We start from the raw sequence: 3,893 nt of genomic DNA, 5'->3' as shown, positions 1-3,893 counted from the left end.
CACCCACCCCGCCTTAATTGTTATGAACCCCGCCACGCACCGCGCCTCACGGCGTACATTCGCGACTGCGGCGGCGATCATCCCACCAGCCGGCCGCGTCCCCATCGCCAACATCGGGAGCCGCGCATGAATCAGCCGCACCACATACGAATCATCGGCATGCCGCGCAGCCGCGACGCGTATGCGATCCGCGATTTCCTGCAGCGTCGCATGGTCGCGTACGACTGGTGCGAGCTCACCTCCGACGCCGACAGCACGCGCGAGCTCGGCATCGCACCATTGCGCGACGTCCGGCTGCCGGTCGTGATCTTTCCGGACGGCTCGCGCCTGTACCGGCCGACGCTCGCGGAAATCGCCGCGCGGCTCGGCTGGGTCGCGCAGCCGCGCTTCGTCGAATACGACGTGTCGATCTACGGCGCGGGGCCGGCCGGTTTGTCGGCGGCCGTCTATGCGGCATCGGAAGGGCTGCGCGCGGTACTGATCGAGCGCGCCGCGGTGGGCGGTCAGGCCGGCACCAGCTCGCTGATCGAGAACTACATGGGCTTCCCGGACGGCATTCCCGGCGCGGAACTCGCGGAGCGCGCACGAGAACAGGCCATGAAGTTCGGCGTCGAACTGCTGACGATGCGCGAAGGCGTGCACGCGCGCTTCGTCGACGGCAAGATTCACGTCGATCTCGCCGATGGCTCGGTGCTCGTCGCCCGCTCGAACATCTGCGCGACCGGCATCGAATACCGCAGCCTCGGGCTGCCGGAGGAGCCCGCGTTTCTCAACGCCGGGCTGTTTTACGGCGCCGGATCGAGCGAGGCGCCGATGTGCTCCGGTGAACACGTGTTCATCGTCGGCGGCGGCAATTCGGCCGGCCAGGCCGCGATGAATTTCTCGCGCCATGCGCGCGAGGTCACGATGCTCGTGCGCGGCGCATCGCTCGCCGACACGTTGTCGCGCTATCTGATCGACCGGATCGAGCGCACGCCGAACATCGCGGTGCGCTACCGGTCGGCGGTCGACGCACTGTACGGCGACGGCTGGCTCGATGCGATCGGAATCCGCACGGACGACGGCCCATCCGAACGCGTGCCGGCCACACGCCTGTTCGTCTGCATCGGCGGCGCGCCGAATACCGAATGGGCGAAGGACACCGCCATCATCCGCAATTCCGGCGGCTATCTCGTCACCGGCACCGATCTGTACGACTGTCCGGCGTTCGAACGGGTGTGGCCGCTCGAACGCCGTCCCTACTATCTCGAGACCAGCGTGCCGGGCTCGTTCGCGGCGGGCGACGTCCGGTCCGGGTCGGTCAAGCGCGTCGCGTCGGCAGTCGGCGAAGGCGCGATGGCCGTGACCTTCGTGCACCGGTTTCTCGGCGAGGATGCGCACCGGCTCGCATGATGCGCGCGTGCATGCGCGCACCGCACGACGAGCGCGGCTTCACTGCGCATCGGTTTGCACCGCATCGCGCGCCGCTTGCCGGCCCGCTCCCGCGGGCGCCGTCCAGCCGCCACCCAGCGCACGCACGAGGCTCACCGTCGCGATCGCGAGCGCTTGCCGGCTGTGAATCAACTGGCGCCGGGCATTCAACGCGTCACGGTCCGCATCGATGACTTCCAGATAGCCGACGTAACCATGCGCATAGCGGCTCAGCGACAGCCGCGCGGCGGCATCCGTCGCGCGCACGGCGTCGCCGTAGCGCGCGATCCGCTCCCGTTGCGCGGCGATGTCATTGAGCGCGTCCTGTACGTCGCGCAACGCGCCGATCGCAGTCGCCCGGTAGTTCGCGTCGGCAACCTCGACGCCGGCTCGCGCGGCCGCCACCGCGGCATCGCGTTTGCCACCGTCGAACAGCGTCAGCGCGACGTTCGCGCCGAGGCTCCACAGCGAGCTGTTGCGATCGATGAAGGTGCGCAGGTCGCGGGTCGCGAAGCCGCCGTCGGCGGTCAGCGTCAGCGTCGGCAGCCACGCGGTGCGCGCGATGCCGACCTCGAGCGACGCGGCATCGACACGCCGCGCGGCCGCGAACACGTCCGGACGGCGCGCGAGCAGCGTCGACGGCAGGCCGGGCGGCACGTCCGGCACGCGAACGGGCACGGCGCTCGCCTCGAGCTCGAACGCGCTCGGGGCCATACCCGTCAGCACCGCAATGGCATCGACGAGATTCTCGCGCAAGCGCCGGCTGTCCGCGAGATCGGCGCGCGCGGTATCGAGATCGGCCGACGCGCGCAGTGCGTCGAGGTCGCTCGCCGCGCCGGCCCGCACGCGGGCGGCGATCACGTCCAGCGCGGTGCGGCGCAGCCCGATTGCGCTGTCGAGCGTCGCGAGATCGTCGTCGACGTAGCGCAGCGTCAGGTAGTCGACGGCAACCTCGGTTGCCACCCGCAGCCGAACCGCATCGCGATCGGCCGCGGCTTGCAGCACATTCTGCGCACCGACATCCGCGTCGCCGCGCAGCCGGCCCCACAGATCGACTTCGTAACTCGCGGCGACGGGCACCGACCAGTTGTGCATGATGCGCTTCGGCAACGCGTTGTCGACGGTGCCTGATACGCGCGCGTGGCTGAACGACGGATCGACGCGCACGCTCGGCCACAGCGCGGCGTCGCGCATGCCGAGCAGCGCTTGCGCCTGCGCGACGCGCGCGGCGGCGGCGCGCACGTCGAAGTTGCGCGCGAGCGCGGCGTCGACGAGCGAGTGCAGTTGCGGGTCGCCGAACCATGCGGGCCATGCTTGCATCGATGGCGCATGCTCGGCCGACGCGTCGGCATGCTGAAACCCGTCGTGCCCGAGCGCCACCGGCGCGAGCGGCTGCGGTGCGATCGAGCACGCGCTCAACAGGCTCGCGGCGAGCAGGGCGGATGCGCGCTTCATCGTGCGTCAGGGCTGCGCTGCAGCGTGACGACGACCGACAGCCCGGGCCGGATGCGCGGCTCCGTCGCCGCCGGGCCGTCGAGCAGGATCTTCACCGGCACGCGTTGCGTGACCTTCGTGAAATTGCCGGTCGCGTTGTCGGGCGGCAGCAGCGCGAACTGCGCGCCAGTCGCCGGCGACAGGCTGTCGATGCGGCCGCTGAAGGTGCGCTGCGGCAGCGCGTCGAAGCGCAACTGCACGGCGTCGCCGGTGCGCACGTTGCGCAGCTGCGTCTCGCGGAAATTGGCGACGATCCACGGATGCGGTTCGACCAGCGTGAGCAGCGCCTGGCCGGGCGCGACGTGCTCGCCGGTCTCGACGGTCTTCTTGCCGACGTAGCCGTCCGACGGCGCGACGACGGTCGTATAGCCGAGCTGAAGCTGCGCGTCGCGCAGTTCGGCGTCGTTCTGGGCAGCCGCGGCATCGGCGGCCTGCGACGCGGCGAGGGCGCTGCGCCGTTGCGCGTCGGCCGCCGCGACGCGCGCCCGCGCGGACTTGCGCGCGGCATCGGCCGCGTCGAACTCCTGCTTCGACAAACCGCGCGGCGTCTCGTGGGCCAGCTCGCTGGCCCGCGCGTAATCGAGCTCGGCCTTCTCGGCATCGGCGCGCGCGGCAACGAGCGCCGCGTCGGCCTGCGCGATCAGCGCGACGGCGCGGCTCGCATCGGCGCGCGTCTGCGCGACGCGCGCGCGCTGCGCGGCGACGCGCACGTCGAAGTCGCGCCGATCGATCTGCACGAGCGCCTCGCCCGCGTGGACGAACTGGTTGTCGTCGACGAGCACACGCTCGACCGTGCCGGCCACGCGCGGCGAGATCACATGCAGGTGGCCGGTCACGTACGCATCGTCGGTGCCCAGGTCGCGCGTATCGAACGCGTACAGCAACGACCCGACGAGCAGCAGCGCGAGCACCGCGATCGCGACGATCGCCGGCGCGCGCGCACGCGACGGCGCAGGCGCAGACGATGCAACGGGCGGGGTGGGGGACGG

The 3,893-nt window shown here is 71.1% G+C and carries 3 protein-coding genes; 1 reads left to right on the top strand and 2 read right to left on the bottom strand.

Annotated features, from left to right (window positions below; all coding sequences use genetic code 11):
* Positions 1-126 precede the first annotated feature (126 nt).
* Positions 127-1,392, top strand: coding sequence for an FAD-dependent oxidoreductase (locus C3Y15_RS31170; protein WP_011880433.1), 1,266 nt, complete (start codon positions 127-129; stop codon positions 1,390-1,392).
* Positions 1,393-1,431: 39 nt separating this feature from the next.
* Here C3Y15_RS31170 and C3Y15_RS31165 read toward each other — a convergent pair whose 3' ends face one another.
* Together C3Y15_RS31165 and C3Y15_RS31160 are read right to left on the bottom strand one after the other, a co-directional pair.
* Complete coding sequence (locus C3Y15_RS31165) at positions 1,432-2,865, bottom strand: efflux transporter outer membrane subunit (RefSeq protein ID WP_011880432.1); 1,434 nt, start codon at positions 2,863-2,865, stop codon at positions 1,432-1,434.
* The coding region (locus tag C3Y15_RS31160) for an HlyD family secretion protein (RefSeq protein WP_243860302.1) at positions 2,862-3,893 on the bottom strand (1,032 nt) is incomplete at its 5' end. The genes C3Y15_RS31165 and C3Y15_RS31160, both read right to left, overlap by 4 nt.

Source organism: Burkholderia sp. B10 (genome assembly GCF_004368385.1).
In the GTDB taxonomy this organism is placed as follows: domain Bacteria; phylum Pseudomonadota; class Gammaproteobacteria; order Burkholderiales; family Burkholderiaceae; genus Burkholderia; species Burkholderia vietnamiensis.
This window is presented reverse-complemented; position numbering and strand designations above follow the sequence as displayed.